The organism is Streptomyces sp. NPDC059398 (assembly GCF_042751845.1).
GTDB lineage: Bacteria > Actinomycetota > Actinomycetes > Streptomycetales > Streptomycetaceae > Streptomyces.
Genome location: NZ_JBHYWP010000022.1, coordinates 27581 through 45547, shown reverse-complemented (window position 1 = coordinate 45547; position 17967 = coordinate 27581). Strand labels below are relative to the sequence as shown.

General features: G+C 72.0%; 20 protein-coding genes. 6 read left to right on the top strand and 14 right to left on the bottom strand.

Annotated features, from left to right (window positions below; translation table 11 throughout):
• Positions 1–49: 49 nt before the first annotated feature.
• The gene (locus ACFXBC_RS11075; RefSeq protein WP_385021671.1) at positions 50–943 is read left to right on the top strand and encodes a CAP domain-containing protein; all 894 of its coding nucleotides are present in this window, start codon (positions 50–52) and stop codon (positions 941–943) included.
• Positions 944–1018: 75 nt separating this feature from the next.
• Here the strand turns inward: ACFXBC_RS11075 and mutM are convergent, their stop codons facing one another.
• From mutM to ACFXBC_RS11030, 9 genes are all read right to left on the bottom strand, one after another.
• Positions 1019–1951 carry a bifunctional DNA-formamidopyrimidine glycosylase/DNA-(apurinic or apyrimidinic site) lyase gene (gene mutM, locus ACFXBC_RS11070; protein ID WP_385021668.1) on the bottom strand — a complete coding sequence of 311 codons (933 nt, stop codon included), beginning with the start codon at positions 1949–1951 and terminating at the stop codon, positions 1019–1021.
• A 119-nt stretch (positions 1952–2070) separates the two neighbouring features.
• Positions 2071–2874, bottom strand: coding sequence for a ribonuclease III (rnc, locus tag ACFXBC_RS11065; RefSeq protein WP_385021665.1), 804 nt, complete (start codon positions 2872–2874; stop codon positions 2071–2073).
• A 19-nt stretch (positions 2875–2893) separates the two neighbouring features.
• The gene (gene rpmF / locus ACFXBC_RS11060; protein WP_030753522.1) at positions 2894–3067 is read right to left on the bottom strand and encodes a 50S ribosomal protein L32; all 174 of its coding nucleotides are present in this window, start codon (positions 3065–3067) and stop codon (positions 2894–2896) included.
• Positions 3068–3069: 2 nt separating this feature from the next.
• The gene (locus ACFXBC_RS11055; RefSeq protein ID WP_385021763.1) at positions 3070–3714 is read right to left on the bottom strand and encodes a YceD family protein; all 645 of its coding nucleotides are present in this window, start codon (positions 3712–3714) and stop codon (positions 3070–3072) included.
• Positions 3715–3884: 170 nt separating this feature from the next.
• Positions 3885–4973 carry an ATP synthase F0 subunit B gene (locus ACFXBC_RS11050; RefSeq protein ID WP_385021761.1) on the bottom strand — a complete coding sequence of 363 codons (1089 nt, stop codon included), beginning with the start codon at positions 4971–4973 and terminating at the stop codon, positions 3885–3887.
• A gap of 130 nt (positions 4974–5103) precedes the next feature.
• Positions 5104–5595: a pantetheine-phosphate adenylyltransferase gene (gene coaD / locus ACFXBC_RS11045; protein ID WP_385021758.1), complete on the bottom strand. Its 492-nt coding sequence runs from the start codon at positions 5593–5595 to the stop codon at positions 5104–5106.
• A gap of 26 nt (positions 5596–5621) precedes the next feature.
• Positions 5622–6206, bottom strand: a complete 585-nt coding sequence (gene rsmD / locus ACFXBC_RS11040) for a 16S rRNA (guanine(966)-N(2))-methyltransferase RsmD (RefSeq protein WP_385021661.1) — start codon at positions 6204–6206, stop codon at positions 5622–5624.
• Between the two features lie 60 nt (positions 6207–6266).
• Positions 6267–8483, bottom strand: coding sequence for an ATP-dependent DNA helicase RecG (recG, locus tag ACFXBC_RS11035; RefSeq protein WP_385021658.1), 2217 nt, complete (start codon positions 8481–8483; stop codon positions 6267–6269).
• Between the two features lie 48 nt (positions 8484–8531).
• Positions 8532–10340 carry a DAK2 domain-containing protein gene (locus ACFXBC_RS11030; protein ID WP_385021655.1) on the bottom strand — a complete coding sequence of 603 codons (1809 nt, stop codon included), beginning with the start codon at positions 10338–10340 and terminating at the stop codon, positions 8532–8534.
• A 243-nt stretch (positions 10341–10583) separates the two neighbouring features.
• Between ACFXBC_RS11030 and rpmB the strand changes: the two genes are divergently transcribed.
• A complete protein-coding gene (gene rpmB, locus ACFXBC_RS11025) occupies positions 10584–10769 on the top strand; it encodes a 50S ribosomal protein L28 (protein ID WP_015036441.1) in 186 nt (61 codons plus the stop codon).
• A gap of 138 nt (positions 10770–10907) precedes the next feature.
• Here rpmB and thiD read toward each other — a convergent pair whose 3' ends face one another.
• Complete coding sequence (gene thiD / locus ACFXBC_RS11020; RefSeq protein WP_385021652.1) at positions 10908–11699, bottom strand: bifunctional hydroxymethylpyrimidine kinase/phosphomethylpyrimidine kinase; 792 nt, start codon at positions 11697–11699, stop codon at positions 10908–10910.
• On the bottom strand, positions 11696–12661 hold the full coding sequence (locus tag ACFXBC_RS11015) for a thiamine-phosphate kinase (RefSeq protein ID WP_385021649.1): 966 nt from the start codon (positions 12659–12661) through the stop codon (positions 11696–11698). Before ACFXBC_RS11015 ends, thiD begins: the two co-directional genes overlap by 4 nt.
• A 282-nt stretch (positions 12662–12943) precedes the next feature.
• Here ACFXBC_RS11015 and ACFXBC_RS11010 point away from each other — a divergent pair, with 282 nt between their 5' ends.
• A complete protein-coding gene (locus ACFXBC_RS11010; protein ID WP_385021646.1) occupies positions 12944–13177 on the top strand; it encodes an Lrp/AsnC ligand binding domain-containing protein in 234 nt (77 codons plus the stop codon).
• A gap of 19 nt (positions 13178–13196) precedes the next feature.
• Entirely contained in the window at positions 13197–13667 is a 471-nt protein-coding gene (locus ACFXBC_RS11005) for a DUF3515 domain-containing protein (protein ID WP_385021643.1), read from the top strand.
• A 20-nt stretch (positions 13668–13687) separates the two neighbouring features.
• Here the strand turns inward: ACFXBC_RS11005 and ACFXBC_RS11000 are convergent, their stop codons facing one another.
• The 3 genes from ACFXBC_RS11000 to ACFXBC_RS10990 are packed head-to-tail and all read right to left on the bottom strand — an operon-like array spanning position 13688 to position 16636.
• Complete coding sequence (locus ACFXBC_RS11000) at positions 13688–14851, bottom strand: D-alanine--D-alanine ligase family protein (protein ID WP_385021639.1); 1164 nt, start codon at positions 14849–14851, stop codon at positions 13688–13690.
• Between the two features lie 34 nt (positions 14852–14885).
• Entirely contained in the window at positions 14886–15887 is a 1002-nt protein-coding gene (locus tag ACFXBC_RS10995; protein ID WP_385021636.1) for an NAD(P)H-dependent glycerol-3-phosphate dehydrogenase, read from the bottom strand.
• Positions 15884–16636 carry a lysophospholipid acyltransferase family protein gene (locus ACFXBC_RS10990; RefSeq protein WP_385021633.1) on the bottom strand — a complete coding sequence of 251 codons (753 nt, stop codon included), beginning with the start codon at positions 16634–16636 and terminating at the stop codon, positions 15884–15886. Before ACFXBC_RS10990 ends, ACFXBC_RS10995 begins: the two co-directional genes overlap by 4 nt.
• 138 nt (positions 16637–16774) lie before the next feature.
• Here ACFXBC_RS10990 and cofC point away from each other — a divergent pair, with 138 nt between their 5' ends.
• Positions 16775–17509: a 2-phospho-L-lactate guanylyltransferase gene (gene cofC, locus ACFXBC_RS10985; RefSeq protein WP_385021630.1), complete on the top strand. Its 735-nt coding sequence runs from the start codon at positions 16775–16777 to the stop codon at positions 17507–17509.
• Positions 17510–17601: 92 nt separating this feature from the next.
• A complete protein-coding gene (locus tag ACFXBC_RS10980; protein ID WP_385021627.1) occupies positions 17602–17817 on the top strand; it encodes a hypothetical protein in 216 nt (71 codons plus the stop codon).
• Positions 17818–17967 lie beyond the last annotated feature (150 nt).

Genomic DNA, 17967 nt, shown 5'->3' with positions numbered 1-17967 from the left:
GGGTGAGTCACGCCGACGCCGACGCCGAGCACGAGGAAGGGCACCGCGCATGGGACGCCACAGCCGCTCCGCCGCCGGACCCGACGCCGCCGACGATCCGGCGGCCACCGGGAACCGGCGCCCGGACCGGGCGCACGGCAGAGGCCGGCGCTCCTCTCCCGTACGCACCGGTCTGCTGGGAGTCTCGGCGGCCGTCGCGGTGGGCGCCGTGGCGGTGGCATCGGGGCTGCTGCCCGGGGGCGACACCTACACGGTGGGCGGCTCGGGCGGCAGCGACCAGGTCCGCGCCGACCCGGTGCCCGACCTCCAGACCCAGGGTGGCTCATCGGCCACCCCCACCCCGGGTGCCCCCTCCACACCGGCCGGCTCGGCCGCCGCACGGGCGCACACCCCTTCGGCCTCCCCGTCCCCGCACCGGCCGAAGACCTCCGCCGTGCCGTCGCAGCGTACGAAGAGCGGACTCGCCGCACGGAGCGGATCAGCCGGCACCCCGTCCACCCACAGGGCGGCCCCCACCACCGCGCCCCGCACGGAGGCCGCGCACACCGAAGCGGCCACCGGCGCCGAGAGCACGGCGGCGGCCGCGGTCCTGAACCTGGTCAACAAGGAGCGGGCCCAGGCCGGCTGCCGGCCGGTGCGGGCCGACGCGGATCTCGCCTCACTGGCCGGGGACTTCAGCGACGAGATGGCGTCCCGGGGCTTCTTCGACCACACCGATCCCGACGGGGCCACCCCGTGGGACCGGGCGGACAAGGCGGGTGTGAAGGGGCTGGGCGGCGAGAACATCGCGCGCGGCCAGGCGGACGCGGCCGCCGTGATGGACTCCTGGATGCACAGTCCCGGCCACCGCGCGAACATACTCAACTGCGACTTCACGACGCTCGGTGTGGGGGTCCACTTCGGCACCGGCGGCCCCTGGTGGACCCAGGACTTCGGCTACTGAACGGCTGCTGAACCGGCTCCGGCCGCCTGGACGCACACCGAGCCGCCCCGGCCGGCTCCCCGGCCGCACCGGCGCTCAGGCGCGCGGCGCTGCGGGCGGGCGCTGGCAGCGCGGGCAGAAGTAGCTCGACCGGTTCATCCAGGGGCGGCGGCGCATCGGTGTGCCGCAGCGCCGGCACGGCTCGTCCTCCCGCCCGTAGGCATCGAGCGAACGGTCGAAGTAGCCGGATTCGCCGTTCACATTGACGTAGAGGCTGTCGAAGCTGGTCCCGCCGGCCGCGAGGGCCTGGTTCATCACATCCCGTACATGGCCCAGGAGTTCCGCGGTCCGGGGGCGGGTGAGGGTGGCGGTGGGGCGCTCGTAGTGCAACCGGGCGCGCCAGAGCGCCTCGTCCGCGTAGATGTTGCCGACCCCGCTGATCAGCGACTGGTCCAGCAGGGCGCGCTTGACCGTGGTGCGGCGCAGCCGCAGCGCCGTGTAGAACGCGGCGTCGTCGAACTCCTCGTCCAGGGGGTCGCGGGCGATGTGCGCGATGACGTCGGGCAGCCCGTCAGGGGTGTTCGTATGCAGCGAGAGCCCGCCGAAGGTCCGCTGGTCGACGAAGCGCAGCTCGGTGCCCTCGGTGTCGTCGAAGCGGATACGGATCCGCAGATGCTTCTCGTCGGGGGCCGTCAAGGGCTGGACCAGGAGTTGTCCGCTCATCCCGAGATGGCCGAGGACCGAGTACGCGGCGCCGGGCTCCCCGCCCCCGGGTGCGGCAGGCGCGGCGGCCGGGGTGGCACAAGCCCCGGTACCGGCCGCGGCCTCCAGCGGCAGCCAGAGGTACTTCCCCCGGCGGCGGGCCGCACCGAACCGGTGCCCGCGCAGCGCCGCGGCGAAGTCCTCGCCCCCCGCGGTGTGACGGCGTACCGCACGGGGGTGCAGCACCTGCACATCCGCGACGGTGCGGCCGGCGACCCAGCGCTCCAGTCCGCGCCGTACGACTTCGACCTCGGGCAACTCGGGCACGCTGCTCCTCAGGGGTGGTTCATCAGGGGTGGCTCACCGGTGGGCGGTGAGGGGACGGGGAGGGACCATGAAAAGAACCGCCCGCCCCCCGGAGGGGACGGGCGGGAAAGAAACCGGCGTCAGGCCGAGGCCGTACCGGCGGCCGGAGCCGAAGAGGTGTCGGCGTCCTCTCCGTCAGCCGCGGGAGCGGACTCGGCCGCCACCGCGCGCTCTTCCGCCGCGGCGCTGATCGCACGCCACGCGGACTCCGCCGCCTGCTGTTCCGCTTCCTTCTTGCTGCGGCCGGTGCCGGTGCCGTACGAGACACCACCGACGCGAGCGGCAGCGGTGAAGGTCTTCTCGTGGTCCGGACCGGTCTCACTGACCAGATACTCCGGGACCCCGAGACCTTCGCTCGCGGTGAGTTCCTGGAGGCTGGTCTTCCAGTCCAGGCCCGCACCGAGGTTGGAGGACAGCTCGATGAGGGGGTCGAAGAGCCGGTGCACCAGCTCGGACGCCGCTTCGAGGCCCTGATCGAGATAGACGGCGCCGATCACCGCTTCCAGTGTGTCGGCGAGAATGGATGCCTTGTCCCGCCCGCCCGTGCCTTCTTCGCCCCGGCCGAGCCGGATGAAGAGACCGAGTTCGAGCCCGCGGCTCACCCCTGCGAGCGCACGCGAGTTGACCACCGCCGCCCGGAGCTTGGCCAGCTGGCCCTCCGGGAGGTCGGGGTGGGTGCGATAGAGCGTGTCCGTGACCACCAGACCGAGCACGGAGTCCCCGAGGAACTCCAGCCGCTCGTTGGTGGGCAGACCGCCGTTCTCGTACGCGTACGACCGGTGGGTCAGCGCACGCACCAGAAGGGCGGACTCGAGGGTGTACCCGAGCCGCCCTTCCAGAAGCGTGTGGGACGAGGCATTGTCCGTCTTGTTGACGTCAGACATTGCGCCTCTCACCAGCCGCTCAGACCTCGAGGACCTGGCGCTTGTTGTAGGTGCCGCAGCTCGGGCACGCGATGTGCTGGAGCTTCGGCTCCTGGCAGCGCTCGCACGCAACCAGGGTGGGGACCGCAGCCTTCCACTGCGACCGGCGGTGGCGCGTGTTGCTGCGCGACATCTTCCGCTTCGGAACAGCCACGGCTACTTCTCCTGCTTCTCGTCGACGCCAGGTTCGGCGCCGTCAACGTTGTCCTTCTCGCCGACCTGGCCGGTCCCGACGAGTCCCTGCAGCGCCGCCCAACGTGCGTCGACGGCGTCATGGTGGTGACCGGGTTCGTCGTCCAGCCTGATCCCGCATTCGGAACACAGACCGGAGCAATCCTCCCGGCACACCGGCTGCATCGGCAGTGCGAGCACCACCGCATCACGCAGCACGGGTTCGAGGTCGAACAAGCCGTCCTCAAGGGGGGTGATTTCCTCGTCCTCGTCGTCGGCACTGTCAGCCGGGTCCGCCTTCTTGCTGCGGCCCCGGTCGTCGGCTTCGGGGTACGAGAACATCTCCTGGAAATCCGCTTCGAGCTCTCGCTCCAGCGGCTCCAGACACCTTACGCACTCCCCCTTCGCGGTCGAACGGGCGGTGCCTGTGACAAGCACCCCGTCCATGACCGACTCAAGGCGGAGCTCCAGTTCTACGGGAGTGCCCTCCGGCACTCCGATGACCCCGTCGATACCGAAGTCCTTGGGGGCCGCGACCGAGCGGGTGAGCCGCTGGAGCGCACCGGGACGCCGGCCCAGCTCGTGTGTGTCGAACACGAGGGGGTTGCGGTGGTCGAGGCGCGCGTTCAGGGCTCTTCCTGCTTTCGGATCACTGAGGTCTGGGGGTGGGGGCGCCGCCGCGTCGGGGACCGTCCTGGGACCGTCGGAACGGGCAGCACGGATCACGGAGGTACGGGCGACCGAAGAGCCAGGATACTGGACCGGCCGCCGTAGACCCAATCGGCCCCTTCGGCCCCGGGCTACCGCCCCTGTTCGTACGCGCGCAGCTGATCCAGGTCGATCATGCTGGTGTCGAAGAGGCTGGTCTCGTCGAGGGCGCCCTGCTGCTGGGGCTGGTGTGCCTGCTGCTGGTGCTGGAGCTGGTCGGGCCCCGGGTAGCCGTAGCCGTCCTGCTGCTGGACGTGCTGCTGGTACGCGTACGGGTCGTGCTGGTAGGCGTACTGCTGCTGCTGGTACGCGTACGGGTCCTGCGGCTGCTGCTGGTAGCCGTACGGATCGTACTGCTGGACCGGTACGTCCGCCGGGTGCTGCGCCATCGCGTCCGGCTCCAGCTGGGCGGCCATCGGGACGGGCGCCTGGGCGGGCGGCCGGTCGGCGGCCGGGGCCTGCGGCTCGGCCAGGTCCGAGAGGAAGTCCGCGTCGCTGCTGTGCCTGCGGCCCATCTCGTCCTGCTCGGCCATGTGCAGACCCAGTTCGTCGGACGCGACCCGGCCGTGCAGCTTCTGCCTGCCGCGCCCCACCGCCTCCAGGGTCTTGGCCATGACGGCCTCGAAGGCGCCGAGCTTGGTGTCGACGTACTCGTCGGCGCGCAGCCGCAGCGTCTCGGGGTCCTGGCTGCGCTCCGGGGCCTCCGGGTCCTCGTAGCCCTCCTCGTCCAGGCCTGGGCCGCGGCCGAGCAGCTTCTCGCGGCCGCGGTCGACGGAGCCGATGGTCTTGGTGAGGACGACCTCGAAGTTCGCCAGCTTGGAGTCGACGTAGTCGTCGGCCTCGGCGCGGATCTCCTCGGCCTCCCTGCGGGCCTCGGCGAGCACCCGGTCGGCCTCGTCCTGGGACTGCCGGGCGACCTCGGTGTCGGAGATGAGGGAGCCGCGCTGGGCGTGCGCCGCCTCGATGATCCGCTCGGCCTCGTCCCTGGCCTGCTCGACCAGCTGCTCGCGGCCGCCGATCAGCTCCTCGGCCTGGGCCAGGGAGCCCGGCAGGGCGTCCCGCACCTCCTGGAGCATCGCCAGCAGCTCGGCGCGGTTGACCACGCAGGAGGCGGACATGGGCATGGACCTGGCACTGCCGACCGTGTCGACGATCTCGTCGAGCTTCTTCTGCACGTCCACCGTGTGCGCCACCTGTTCTTCCGGCCTGGAGACGGACGGGGACGACTGTACGGCCAGTGGGCGCCCGCCCGACACCTGGTGACGGTTCGTCAGTTCACCGTGCGGCCGTCATCCGGGCCGCCGCCGGCCGTCAGCCGGCGTCCCGCTTCTCACGGAGCCGCTGGGTGAGGGCCTCGCGGACCAGCGGGGGCAGCAGGTGCGAGACGTCGCCGCCCCAGGTCGCGACCTCCTTGACCAGGCTGGAGGAGAGGAAGCTGTACGTCGGGTTGGTGGGGACGAAGAGCGTCTCGACGCCGGAGAGCCCGTTGTTCATCTGGGCCATCTGCAGCTCGTAGTCGAAGTCGCTGACCGCGCGGAGCCCCTTCACGATGGCGGGGATGTCGCGCTGCTTGCAGAAGTCGACGAGGAGGCCGTGGAACGACTCGACCTCGACGTTCCCGAAGTCGGCCGTGACCTCCCGGATCAGGTCCATCCGCTCCTCGACGGAGAAGAGACCCTGCTTCGACTGGTTGATCATCACGGCCACGTGTACGACGTCGTACAGCCTGGAGGCACGGGCGATGATGTCGAGGTGTCCATTGGTGATGGGGTCGAATGACCCCGGACAGACGGCGCGGCGCAACTGAAGTCCCTCGCTCCCGGGTCCGGTCATCGTGCGTCTTCGCACGGAGAGGCGGCGCGACCGTACCAAAGCGTGGCCTCGCCGTACCGGCGGGCCCGCAGCGGCTCAAATCCCCTGGGCCACGTGAACTCCCCGCCTCTTGTGCTCCGTTCCACCGTGCCGAGGGCGCCCTCGGTGAGCCACCCCTGGGCACGGAGTGTGAGCAGGATCTCGCGAAGATCGTCATCGGTGACGGCGTACGGCGGATCCAGGAAGACCACGTCGTACGGGGCCTCCGGTGCCGGTCCCGTCACGATCTGCTCCGCTTTGCCGGTCCGCACCTCGGCCCCGGGGAGACCGAGCGTGCGGACGTTGTCGCGGACCGTGGCCACGGCCCGGGGGTCCGCCTCGACCAGCAGGGCGTGCGCCGCACCACGGGAGAGTGCCTCAAGGCCGACGGCGCCCGACCCGGCGTACAGATCGGCGATCCGGGCCCCGTCCAGGGTGCCGAGCAGCGCTCCCCAGGTGGAGAAGAGCCCTTCGCGCGCACGGTCGGATGTGGGGCGGGTGCCGTTGCCCGGCGGTACGGCGAGGCGGCGCCCGCCTGCCGTACCGGCGATCACGCGGGTCATCTCAGTCCTTCTCGGTGGGGCGGAGTCTCTCCTGGTGGGGCTCCTGTCCCGGCCAGTGTCTCAGCCCTTGTCGAGGTACCGCTCGCGCTCCTGGTCGAGGAGGGCGTCCAGGGCGGTGCGCAGGGCGGGCAGCCCGGTGAGCTCCGGGTCGGCGGCGACGACCTGGGCGGCCTCCTCGCGGGCCGCCGCGATGATCTCCTCGTCGTCGATGACGGCGAGCATCCGCAGCGATGAGCGCACCCCGGACTGGGCCTGGCCCAGCACATCGCCCTCGCGGCGCTGTTCGAGGTCGATACGGGACAGCTCGAAGCCGTCGAGCGTGGCGGCGACCGCACCGAGCCTGGCACGCGCGGGACCGGCCTCGTGGGCCTCGGTCACCAGGAGGCAGAGGCCGGGCGCCGAGCCCCGGCCCACCCGGCCGCGCAGCTGGTGCAGTTGCGATACGCCGAACCGGTCGGCGTCCATGATCACCATGACGGTGGCGTTGGGCACGTTGACCCCGACCTCGATGACGGTCGTCGCGACCAGTACATCCACCTCGCCGGCCGCGAAGCGGCGCATGACGTCGTCCTTGTCGTCCGGCGCCATCCGCCCGTGCAGCACCTCGACGCGCAGCCCTTCGAGCGGCCCGGACCTGAGCTTCCCGGCGGTCTCGACCACCGCGAGCGGGGGCCGTTTGTCGGCGTCCGGGCCGGCGTCGGGCGCCTCGGTCACCTCCTCGGACGCGGGCTTCCGCTTCCCGGGCTCGTCGTCGCCGTCCCCGATGCGCGGGCACACCACATACGCCTGGTGGCCGTTCTCCGTCTCCTCGCGCACCCGCTCCCAGGCGCGGGCCAGGAAGTGGGGTTTGTCGCTGGCCGGTACGACATGGGTGGCGATCGGTGAACGGCCCGCCGGGAGCTGGTCGAGCACGGAGGTCTCCAGGTCCCCGAAGACCGTCATGGCGACCGTACGGGGAATGGGCGTGGCCGTCATGACCAGCAGATGGGGCGGCTGCTTCCCCTTGCCCCGCAGTGCGTCGCGCTGCTCCACACCGAAGCGGTGCTGCTCGTCCACGACGACCAGGCCGAGATCGTGGAACTGGACCTTGTCCTCGATGAGCGCATGGGTGCCGATGACGAGCCCCGCATCGCCGGTGACCAGATCGAGCAGCGCCTTGCGGCGGGCGGCGGCCCCCATGGAACCGGTCAGCAGCACGACCCTGGTGGAGTGCTCGGCCCCGCCGAGCATCCCGCCTTCGGCCAGCTCGCCCATCATCTCGGTGATGGAGCGGTGGTGCTGCTGGGCGAGCACCTCGGTGGGCGCGAGCAGGGCGGCCTGGCCGCCGGCGTCGACGACCGCGAGCATCGCCCGCAGGGCGACCATGGTCTTGCCCGAGCCGACCTCCCCCTGGAGCAGCCGGTGCATCGGGTGCTCGGTCGCGAGACCGGTGAAGATCTCCGCGGTGACCTTCCGCTGTCCCTCAGTGAGAGTGAAGGGGAGCCTGGCGTCGAAGGCGTCGAGCAGCCCGCCCGGTACGGGCTTCCTCGCCACCGCGGGCAGCTGGGTCTCGGCGTGGCGCCGCCGGGCCAGCGCGACCTGGAGGACGAAGGCCTCGTCCCACTTCAGCCGGGACCGCGCCGTCGCGACATCGGCCTTCGACCGCGGGCGGTGCACCTTCTGCAGCGCGTCGGGCAGTGTGGTCAGCCCACGCCCGTCGCGCAGCGCGGGCGGCAGCGGGTCGGCGGCCTCCAGGGCCGCGGGCAGTACGGCGTCGACGGCCTTGGCGATCTTCCAGGACTCCAGGCCCTTGCAGGCCGGATAGATGGGGATCAGCTCGTTCGCCCAGGCCTCGACGGCGCCCGCGTCGGTGTCGGCGTCCAGCAGTTCGTACGTGGGGTGGGCGAGCTGGAACCTCTGGTTGAACTGGGAGACCTTGCCCGCGAACATCGCACGGCGGCCGGGGAGCAGCTCCTTGTGGGGCTTGTGGATGCCCTTGCCGAAGAAGACGAGCTGCAGCCGGCCGCTGCCGTCGGTGATGTTGACCTCCAGGCGCCGCCCCCTGCCCTGGTTGAAGGTGAGCACCCGGGCGTCGGCGACCTGGGCGAAGACGGTGACGTGTTCGTCCAGGGGCAGTTCGGTGAGCCGGGTCAGCTCACCGCGCTCCGCGTATCTGCGCGGGTAGTGGTGGAGGAGGTCGCCGACCGTGTGCAGGTCGAGCTGGTCGGCCATCACCTTGGCGGTGGGGGCGCCGAGCGTGTTCTTGAGAGGTTCATCGAGCGCGGGCACGCGGTCCATTGCACACCATGGGTCCGACAGCGGGGGTGCGGCGGCCGCGGATTGCCGCTACTCGACCCCGATCAGCAGCGGGGCCGCCTGGCGGCCGCCGTCGTAGACCACCGTGTCGACCGCCAGGTGCCCGCCGCGAACGAACCCCTCAAGGCGGTCGGCGAGCGAGGCCGGCACCCCGTCGCCCAGGACCAGCGTGACCAGTTCGCCGCCCGCGGAGAGCATCCGGTGGAGGACGGTCTCCGCCGTGGTGGCCAGGTCCGCGCCGATCACCGCCACATCGCCGTCGATCAGCCCCAGTACGTCGCCGGCCTGGCAGATGCCCGCCGACGTCCAGGACTGCCGCTCGGCGAGGGCCAGTTCGGCGTAGCGGGTGGCGCCGGCCGCCGCGGTCATCGCGACGACGTCCTCGTCGAAGCGCCGCTCGGGCTCGTGCACGGCCAGCGCGGCGACGCCCTGGACCGCGGCCCGGGTGGGGACGAGGGCCACCCGTACGCCCTCCGCCCTGGCCTGTTCGGCCGCCGCTGCCGCCGTGTGGCGCAGCTCGGCGTCGTTGGGCAGCAGCACCACCTCGCGGGCGTGCGCGCGGCGGATCGCGTCGACCAGTTCGCCGCTGGCGGGCGGCTCCCCCGGGCGGGCCAGCACGGTGGCGGCCCCGGCCTCCTGGCACAGGGCCGCCAGCCCTTCGCCGGGGACGACGGCGACCACCGCGCGCTGGACCCGCTCGGGCGCCGGGGTCCCGGCCGCGCCGAAGTGGGTGATGCGGATCCGGTACGGACGGCCCGCGTCGACTCCGGCCTCCACAGCCGCCCCGGCGTCGTCCACATGGACATGGACGTTCCAGAGGCCGTCGCCGCCGACGACGACGAGGGAGTCGCCGAGGCCGTCCAGCCGGGTGCGGAGCCGGTCCACGGCGTCGTCGCCGGCCTCCAGGAGGTAGATCACCTCGAAGGCGGGGCCGCCGTCGGCCGGGCACTCGTCGGTGAAGTGCGGGGGCAGCACGGCGGGGGCGCGCCGCCGCTCGGGTGCCGGGGTCTCGCCGGAGAACGCCCCGGCCAGCGCGGCGAGCACGTCCACAAGTCCCCGGCCGCCGGCGTCCACGACGCCCGCGCGGCCGAGCACGGCGAGCTGTCCGGGGGTGGCTTCCAGCGCCGTGCGCGCCCCTTCGTACGCCGCCCGCGCCACCGCCGTGCAGCCGGCGCGGGTACGTGCGGGAGCGGACCCGGGAGCAGGGACGGGAGCGGACGCAGGAGCAGGGACGGGAGCAAGGACGGGGGCAGAGGCGAGGGCGGCGGTGTCCGTACGGGAGGCGGCGGAGGAGGTGCCCGTACCGGCGGCCGCAGCGGCTTCGGCCGCCGCGGTGGCCACGGTCAGGACCGTGCCCTCCACCGGGTGCGCGACCGCCCGGTACGCCGATTCCGCCGCCCGCCGGAGCGCCTCGCCCAGCAGCCCCGCGTGATCATCATCACCGCCCGGGGACCCGGGTTCCCCCCGGGGCGCTCCGAGCACCTCGGCCATTCCGCGCAGCAGCTGGGCCAGGATCGTGCCCGAGTTGCCGCGGGCCCCGATGAGCGCGCCGTGTGCCATCGCCCGTACCGCGTCCGCGAGTGCGGGGACCGAGCCTCCGGCGCCGGGACCGTCGGCGGTGCCGGAACCGCCCACGGTCCCGTGTGCCACGAAGACCGCCTCCACCGCCTGGGCCGCGGATTCCATGGTCAGGTAGAGGTTGGTCCCGGTGTCCCCGTCGGCGACCGGATAGACGTTGATCGCGTCGATCTCCTCGCGGTCCCTGCCCAGCGCCTCCAGCGCCAGTGAGCACCAGGTGCGGACCACGACCGCGTCCATGGTGTCGGGCGGCTGCGGCACCTGAACCTCCTTGAGCAGCGGGGTTGCACCGCAGGGTAGCCCCCGGCCGGGAGGCGGGACGGGGCCAGGACCGGGAAGGGGGCGGTGCCGGCCATGGTAGTTTCGTTCCACCGGCGCAGTCGTTGTATGCTGCTTCGGTTGCCCGATGAGAATCGGGCCATTCCTCCGGTACCGCCACTTCAGTCAATGATTCCGGCGCGCCGGAATTCACTGTAAGTGCACCTGAAGTCTTTGGAGTGACCCGTGGCTGCCAACTGCGACGTCTGCGGCAAGGGGCCGGGCTTCGGCAACAACATTTCGCACTCGCACCGCCGTACTCCGCGTCGCTGGAATCCCAACATCCAGCGCGTGCGTGCAGTGGTCGGTCGGACGCCGAAGCGGCTCAACGTCTGCACCTCGTGCATCAAGGCCGGCAAGGTCTCGCGCTAATTCGTGGTGCTCCCCGCCTGTGCGGGGACTGGCCCCGCCGACGTTTCGTCGTAGCGCAGCCCCTTGCGGTTGCCTTGAAAAGCCGGTCCACCTCGGTGGACCGGCTTTTTCGCGTGCCCGTGCGGGGAATTCAGCGCTTCACCGGCGGAACCGCCAGCCGTGGTCGACCGGTCCGATGCCCGAGCCGAGCGGGAATCCGGCCGCGATGGCGCCGGTGACGTACTCCTTGGCGGCGGCCACCGCGCCGGGCACGGTCAGACCGTGTGCCAGCTGCGCTGCGATCGCCGAGGCGAGTGTGCATCCGGTGCCGTGCGTATGGCGGTTGTCGAACCGGGGCGCCCGCAGCCAGTGCTCCTCGCTGCCGTCGGTGAGCAGGTCCACCGCGTCACCCGCGAGATGACCGCCCTTGACCAGCACCCAGTCCGGGCCGTGGGCGAGCACGGCCGCGGCCGCCCGCGGCAGATCGGCCTCGCTCTCCACCCGGACCCCGGTGAGCTGCGCCACCTCGTCCAGGTTGGGGGTGGCGACGGTGGCCACCGGCAGCAGCAGCTTCCGTACCGAGTCGAGCGCCGAAGCGGCGAGCAGCGGGTCGCCGTGCTTGGAGACCCCCACCGGGTCGACGACCACCGGGGCGCGGGTCCCGGCCAGCAGACCGGCCACGGTCTCCACCAGTTCGGCCGACGCCAGCATCCCGGTCTTCACCGCGTCGACGCCGATGTCGTCGACGACCGCGCGGTACTGGGCGCGTACGGCGTCGGCCGGCAGCTCCCACGCACCCTGCACGCCCTGTGAGTTCTGGGCCGTGACCGCGGTGAGCACGCTCATGCCGTGCACCCCGAGTGCCAGCATCGTCTTCAGGTCGGCCTGGATGCCGGCGCCGCCGCCGGAGTCCGATCCGGCGACGGTGAGGACCAGCGGTGGCGCGGTCATGACGGGTCCTCCCCGAAGTGGTCCCAGCCGCCCTTGCTGGTCCACGGCGCACCGTCGACCGTCACATGGGGCAGCGCGGAGGGGTTGACCACCTCGCCGATCACCTTCCAGCGTGCGGGCAGTTTCACCTCCGGCGGGAAGGTCGCGACGATCGCGTGGTCCTCTCCCCCGGTGAGCACCCACTGGAGCGGGTCCACACCGACGGCCTGGCCGATGTCGCTCATCTGCGTGGGGATGTCGATGAGCCCCGCCCGCAGGTCGATCCGGACCTTGCTGGCCTCGGCGATGTGCCCGAGGTCGGCCACCAGCCCGTCGCTGACATCGGTCATGGCGGTGGCGCCGAGTCCGGCGGCCGCGGGGCCCGCGTGGTACGGCGGTTCGGGGCGCCGGTGCGCCTCCACGAAGGCGCGGGGCGAGCGGAATCCGCGGGAGAGCACCGCGAACCCGGCGGCGGACCAGCCGAGCCATCCGGTGACGGCCACCACGTCGCCCGGCCCGGCGCCTGATCTGGTGACCGGTTCATGGCCGCGCAGATCGCCGAGTGCGGTGATGGAGACGGTGATCGTCTCTCCGCGTACGACATCGCCCCCGACCACGGCCGCCCCCGCCACCTGGCACTCGTCGCGGATCCCGTCCATCAGCTCGGTGGGCCAGGTGACCGGGAGGTCGGCCGGCACGACGAGCCCGAGGAGGATCGCGGTGGGGACCGCGCCCATGGCCGCGATGTCCGCGAGGTTCTGCGCCGCGGCCTTGCGGCCCACGTCGTACGCGGTGGACCAGTCCCGGCGGAAGTGCCGCCCCTCCAGCAGGATGTCCGTGCTCGCCACGACCCGCCGGTCGGGGGCGGAGACAACCGCGGCGTCGTCGCCGGGCCCCAGCCGTACCGCCGGGGTCGTCGTGAGCCGGGAGGTGAGCTCTCCGATCAGCCCGAACTCCCCGAGCTCCCCCACAGTGCCCTTCATCGCCCGTCGCCTCTCCTCATGATCCGGACCTCGTGTCCGGGCCGCCCGCCGGCCTGTCTGCCAGGGGATGTGCCCCTGTGCCCGGTACGCCCCGGTCGGCTTGCGCTCGCGGGCCCCCACCGCCGTGGGTACCGTCAATCAGGTACGTCAACTCTGTATCCCTTGCGCCCCGTACGCGTGTGACTGCCGGGTGCGCGGGTCTCCCCGCCGCCCGGAAGGACGCGATACCGTGGCGTCCCTTTCTCTCCCCCACATGATCCTCGTGGCCGCCTTGGAGGTTCCGTGGTACAGGCGTACATCCTCATTCAGACCGAAGTGGGCAAGGCGACAGCCGTCGCCGGGCTGGTGGCGAAGCTCCCCGGGGTGATCCAGGCCGAGGACGTGACCGGCCCGTACGACGTGATCGTGCGCGCCCAGGCCGACACCGTCGACGAGCTCGGCCGCATGGTGGTCGCCAGAGTCCAGCAAGTGGAAGGCATCACCCGCACCCTGACCTGCCCGGTCGTCCATCTGTAGCCCCCTCTACGCTGAGCCGGTGAAGTTCCGTCGCCTCCGGCTCCTGTCCCTTTCCGCCGCTGCCCTGCTGCTGGCGGCCGCGGGCTGTTCCTCGACCGACGACAGGGCGTCCGTCGCGGTTCCCGAACCTCCCGCGGCCCAGGTGAAGCTCTGCCGGGCGCTCGACAAGGAGCTGCCGAAGACCGTCGCGGGGCTGACCCGCGGCGATCCGGAGCCCGCGTCCGAACTGACCGCCGCCTGGGGGGATGCGGCGATCGTACTGCGCTGCGGGGTACCGCGCCCCGCGGAGATGGACGACTCCCAGGCCAAGGCCGTGGACGCGAACGGGGTCAACTGGCTGCTGGAGCAGCGGGACAGCGGACCCCGGTTCACGACCACATACCGCAAGGCGTACGTCGAGGTGACCCTCGGGCAGAAGTACGCCCATGACGCCACCCCGCTCTCGGAGTTCGCGGCGGCCGTCAGGAAGACGGATCCGTCCAGCCTCTGAGGGCAGGGCGGCGGACGGTCTCAGCGCAGCCCCGTGGAGCGGCTGACCGCGGCCTGGATCAGCCGGTCCACCAGCTCCGGGTAGCCGACGCCGCTCTCCTGCCACATCCGCGGGTACATCGAGATCGGTGTGAAGCCCGGCATGGTGTTGATCTCGTTGATGACGAACCCGCCGTCCTCGGTGAGGAAGAAGTCGGCGCGCACCAGGCCCTCGCAGGACACCGCGTCGAACGCCTCGACCGCGAGCCGCTGCACCTCGGCGGTCTCCTCCGCGGTCAGCGGTGCGGGCACCATGCCCTGCGCCGACTCACCGGGGATGTACTTCGCCTCGAAGTCGTAGAAGTCGTGGGAGGTGACCGGGGGGATCTCGGCGGGCACGCTGGCCCGGGGCCCGTCTTCGAACTCCAGCACCCCGCACTCGATCTCTCGGCCGCGCAGCAGCGCCTCGACCAGCACCTTGGGGTCGTGGCGCCGGGCCTCCTCGACGGCCTCGTCGAGACCGGCCAGTGAGTCGACCTTGGTGATGCCCATCGAGGAACCGCCGCGGGCAGGCTTGATGAAGAGCGGCCAGCCGTGTTCACCCGCGAAGTCCACGATCTTCTTGCGGGCGGCGGCCGGGTCCAGGCTCCACTCGCGGGGGCGGATCACCTCGTACGGGCCGACCGGCAGCCCGCAGGAGAGGAAGACCCGCTTCATGTACTCCTTGTCCTGGCCCACGGCGGAGGCGAGGACACCCGCGCCGACATAGGGCACTCCGGAGAGTTCGAGCAGCCCCTGCAGGGTGCCGTCCTCGCCGTAGGGGCCGTGCAGCACCGGGAAGACCACGTCGACTTCGCCCAGCGCCTTGGGCACCGCGCCCGGCTCGCTGTAGACGACTTCGCGGTTGCCGGGGTCGACGGAGAGCACCACGGCGCCCTCGGCACCCTCGGCGATCGCGGCCACCGACGGCATGGCGCGGTCGGTGATGGCCATCCGCTCGGGATCGTCCGCGGTCAGCGCCCAGCGGCCGTCCGTGGTGATGCCGATGGGCAGTACGTCGTACTTCGTCCGGTCGATGGCGCGCAGGACGGCGCCCGCTGTGACCACCGAGATGGCGTGTTCGGAGCTGCGCCCGCCGAAGACAACCGCCACACGCGGCTTACGACGCTGCTGCTCAGGGCTCTGGGATGAGTTCTCGCTGCTCATATCGCGTTGAGGGTACCTGCTGGTACCTGCCGAGTCAGCGCCGCTCGGCCTTGGCGCTGCGGGACATCAGTTCCCTCAGCGCGACGACCGGCGCCTTCCCGTGGTGGACGATGTCCACCACCGTTTCCGTGATGGGCATTTCGACGCCGTGCCTGCGGGCCAGATCGGCCACCGACTCACAGGACTTGACGCCCTCGGCCGTCTGGCTGGTGGCCTCGATGGTCTGCTGGAGCGTCATGCCCCGGCCGAGGTTGGTGCCGAAGGTGTGGTTGCGGGAGAGCGGCGACGAGCAGGTGGCCACCAGGTCGCCCAGACCCGCGAGTCCGGAGAAGGTCAGCGGATCCGCGCCCATCGCCAGGCCCAGACGGGTGGTCTCGGCGAGTCCCCGGGTGATCAGCGAACCCTTGGCGTTGTCACCGAGCCCCATGCCGTCGGCGATGCCGACGGCGAGGCCGATCACGTTCTTGACGGCGCCGCCCAGCTCGCAGCCGACGACGTCGGTGTTGGTGTACGGGCGGAAGTACGCGGTGTGGCAGGCGGTCTGGAGCCGCTGCGCGACCGCCTCGTCGCTGCAGGCGACGACGGCGGCGGCGGGCATCCGGCCGGCGATCTCCTTGGCCAGGTTGGGCCCGGTGAGTACGGCGACGCGCTCGGCGGGGACCTTGCCGACCTCCTCGATGACCTCGCTCATCCGCTTGGCCGTGCCGAGTTCGACGCCCTTCATCAGCGAGACGAGGACGGTGCCGGGGTGCAGCAGCCCGGTCCAGTCGGCCAGGTTGGCGCGGAGCGTCTGCGAGGGCACGGCGAGCACGGTGAACTCCGCGTCGCGGGCGGCCTCCGCGGGGTCGGCGGTGGCCCGTACCGACGCGGGGAGTTCGATCCCCGGCAGATAGTCGGGGTTGGTGCGGGTGGTGTTGATGGCGTCGGCGAGAGCGGCACGGCGGCCCCAGAGGGCCACCTCGCATCCCGCGTCGGCGAGGACCATGGCGAAGGCCGTGCCCCAGGATCCGTTGCCGAAGACCGCTGCTCGCGTCACGTGGTGCCCTCTCCTGCGGCCTTGCGGCGCTCTGCGGCGCGGGCCTTGCGGTGGTCGTACGGTTCGGCGGGGGCCTGCTCGCCCCGCAGCTCCTCCAACAGGGCGGTGACGGCAGCCATGATGGCCTCGGTCGCCTCCCGCAGCACCTCGGGCGTCGGGTCCTTGCCGTAGAACCGCGCCAGGTCCACCGGCGGCCCCGCCTTGACCTGGAGGGTCTTCCGCGGGAAGAGCCGGAGCTTCTTCTCCTTGGCGTACGGCGGCATCGCGAGGTTGGCGCCCCACTGGGCCACCGGGATGACCGGCGCCTTGGTGAGCAGCGCCGCCCGTGCGACCCCGCTCTTGGCGGTCATCGGCCACTGACCCGGGTCGCGGGTGAGGGTGCCCTCGGGGTAGAAGGCGACGCACTGTCCCTTCTCGACCGCCGTCACGGCGGCCCGGAAGGCGCCGAAGGCGTTGGAGGACTCGCGGTAGACGGGGATCTGGCCGGTGCCGCGCAGCAGCGTTCCGACGACGGGCACCTTGAAGAGCGCCGATTTGGCCAGGAACCGGGGGACCTTGCCGGTGTTGTACTGGAAGTGGCCGTAGGAGAACATGTCGAGATACGAGTTGTGATTGACAGCGGTGATGAATCCGCCATCATCCGGAATGTGTTCCATTCCGCTCCAGTCCCGCTTGAACAGAACCAGCAGCGGCGGTTTAGCAATGACCGCCGCGAGGCGGTACCAGAAGCCGATTCTGCGGCCGGACACTCGGACACCTTCCTCTTGAACCTCAACGCTGCCTGGCTGCCGGACACCGTCTGTCGCCCCAGGCCCCTGCTCTGTCGAGAACACCGTACGCCCGGCCCGGCCCGCCCGGTATCGCGGGCCCGGGCGACAATGGGGCCGATGCCGAACACGGAGCGGACCGTCAACTGGTCCCTGGTCGTACCCCTGAAGCCCTTGTCGCTGGCGAAGAGCAGACTCGCGCCGACCGCCTCCGACACGGTGCGTCCCGGACTCGCGCTGGCCTTCGCACAGGACACCGTGGCGGCGGCGCTTGCCTGTTCCGCCGTGCGCGATGTGGCCGTCGTCACCAACGACGCGGTGGCCGCCGCCGAACTGACCGCGCTGGGTGCCCGGATTGTGCCGGATACGGCGGCGCCGGGCCTGAACCCCGCACTGGCACACGGCGCGCGTGCGGTCCGCGCGGTGCGCCCCGGGGCCGCCGTGGCGGCACTGAACGCCGACCTCCCCGCGCTGCGCCCGGCGGAATTGCGGCGGGTGCTCGACCGGGCCGCTGAATTCCCCCGTGCATTTCTCACGGATGCCGCCGGAATCGGTACGACTTTGCTGACGGCGCGGCCCGGTACGGAATTGAGCCCGGCATTCGGCGGGCTGTCACGGGCCCGGCATTCCGCGTCGGGGGCGGTGGAAATTCTGCTCGGGGACGTCCACTCGGTCCGCCAGGACGTGGACACCGGTGCGGATCTGCTGGCCGCTGCCGCCCTCGGGCTCGGCCCTTACACGGCCCGCCGGTACGCGGCGTTCACCGGGGAGCAGGGGATCACGGGCCCGCCGGGCGGCCCCGTGGACACCGGGACCGCGGGGCCGCCCCCGGCGGATCCTGCGGCCCGCGCGTAGCCGCCTCGCCCCTATCCGTCCGTGCCCGCCCTGCCCGCAGCCGCCCCGCCCGCAGCCGGGAGAGCCGTGACCGGACGCCGTAAGCTGCGCACATGCAGGCGACCGCGTACACGTACGACCCCGAGACCCGCAGCGGCAGTGTGCTGCTCGACGACGGCACCCCGGTGGATTTCGGCGCCGCGGCCTTCGACGCGGGGGGCCTGCGACTGCTGCGGCCCGGACAGCGCGTACGGATCGAGACCGCGGAGAGCAGCGGTGACGGTGGCAGCGCCCCGCGGGTCACGCTGGTGACGCTCCAGACGTTCTGACCCCGGGGGCTCTCCCCGGGCGTTGTACCACCAAGCGTCCTCGGACGCACCGCGGGGGGGGGGGGCGCGGGGGGGGGGGGGGGGGGGGGGGGGGGGGGGGGGGGGCCCGACCGGGGAGTGGGTGTGGGGCTCTCGGGGGGTGGGGGTGCG

Excerpts from the sequence above, each read along its gene's own strand:
- rnc (WP_385021665.1), bottom strand. The coding sequence starts at position 2,874 with ATGTCTGACGTCAACAAGACGGACAATGCCTCGTCCCACACGCTTCTG.
- cofC (WP_385021630.1), top strand. The coding sequence starts at position 16,775 with ATGCCGAACACGGAGCGGACCGTCAACTGGTCCCTGGTCGTACCCCTG.
- ACFXBC_RS10980 (WP_385021627.1), top strand. The coding sequence starts at position 17,602 with ATGCAGGCGACCGCGTACACGTACGACCCCGAGACCCGCAGCGGCAGT.
- rsmD (WP_385021661.1), bottom strand. The coding sequence starts at position 6,206 with ATGACCCGCGTGATCGCCGGTACGGCAGGCGGGCGCCGCCTCGCCGTA.
- ACFXBC_RS11075 (WP_385021671.1), top strand. The coding sequence starts at position 50 with ATGGGACGCCACAGCCGCTCCGCCGCCGGACCCGACGCCGCCGACGAT.
- thiD (WP_385021652.1), bottom strand. The coding sequence starts at position 11,699 with ATGACCGCGCCACCGCTGGTCCTCACCGTCGCCGGATCGGACTCCGGC.
- recG (WP_385021658.1), bottom strand. The coding sequence starts at position 8,483 with ATGGACCGCGTGCCCGCGCTCGATGAACCTCTCAAGAACACGCTCGGC.
- ACFXBC_RS11000 (WP_385021639.1), bottom strand. The coding sequence starts at position 14,851 with ATGAGCAGCGAGAACTCATCCCAGAGCCCTGAGCAGCAGCGTCGTAAG.
- ACFXBC_RS11015 (WP_385021649.1), bottom strand. The coding sequence starts at position 12,661 with ATGAAGGGCACTGTGGGGGAGCTCGGGGAGTTCGGGCTGATCGGAGAG.